This window comes from Nonomuraea sp. NPDC049784 (assembly GCF_040659615.1).
GTDB lineage: Bacteria > Actinomycetota > Actinomycetes > Streptosporangiales > Streptosporangiaceae > Nonomuraea.
In genome coordinates, this window is the sequence record NZ_JBFAMX010001305.1 from 1 (window position 1) to 1,086 (window position 1,086).

The window sequence follows — 1,086 nt, forward strand, 5'->3', positions numbered from 1 at the left end:
CTGGCCGTGATCAGAGAGTGCGCGCCGCCGGTGCCCGTGAGCGGCGTAGCCGTGTCGTTCCAGTCCCGGACCAGCCGGCGGCGCTCCTCCGTGCCGAGGGCGGGCAGCTCGGACAGGTGGCGGCCGGGGTCGGCGGCCACGGCCTCCAGCAGGACGGTGAGCTGCCCGACCATCCGCTCGACGGTGGACCGGTCGAACAGGTCGGTGCTGTACTCGATCGCTCCGCCGACGCCGCCGCCCATGTCCATGAGCACGAGCCGGAGGTCGTACAGGGATCTCTGCTCGCCGGCGGGCAGCATGGCCGCGTCGAGGCTGGGCAGGCCGAGCTCTTCGCCGTCGTCCTGCTCGTAGCTGAACATCACCTGGAAGATCGGGGTCCGGCTGCGGTCGCGCTCGGGCGCGAGGGCGTCGACGAGCTGCTCGAACGGCACGTCCGCATGGACGTAGGCGGCCAGGGCGACGTCGCGGACCCGGCCGATCAGCTCGGTGAAGGTGGGGTCGCCGGACAGGTCGGTACGCAGGACCAAGGTGTTGACGAAGAACCCGATCAGATTCTCGATCTCGGCGTGGCTGCGGTTGGCCACGGGGCTGCCAAGCACGATGTCGTCCTGCCGGGCGTACTTCCCCAACAGCACGGTGAAGGCCGACAGCAGCGTCATGAACATCGTCGCGCCGCTGTCGCGGGTGACCGCCCGCAGCCCGGCGACCGTCTCCTCGGACACGACGAAGTCGACCGTGGCGCCGGCCGCCGAGCGCACCGGCGGGCGCGGCCGGTCGGTGGGCAGGTCCAGGGCGGGCGCCCCGTCAAGCTGCGCACGCCAGTACGCCAGCTGCGCGTCCAGCACGTCCCCGGTGAGCCGCTCGCGCTGCCAGACCGCGTAGTCGGCGTACTGCACCGCGAGGGGCGGCAGCGGCGAGGGGCGTCCGGCGGCGAAGGCGTCGTACAGCGCCGTCAGTTCCTGGCGCAGCACACCTGCGGACCAGCCGTCGGACACCACGTGGTGCAGGAACAGGCTGAGCACGTGATCGTCGGGACCGAGGCGGATCAGCCGCCCCCTGAACAGCGGCCCGGCCGCCAGGTCGAAC

Annotated in this window: 1 protein-coding gene; it reads right to left on the minus strand. The window is 72.1% G+C overall.

All coding sequences use genetic code 11. The features are described from left to right. On the minus strand, positions 1 to 1,086 hold a 1,086-nt coding region (locus AB0J09_RS65610), incomplete at both ends, for a condensation domain-containing protein (RefSeq protein WP_360714709.1).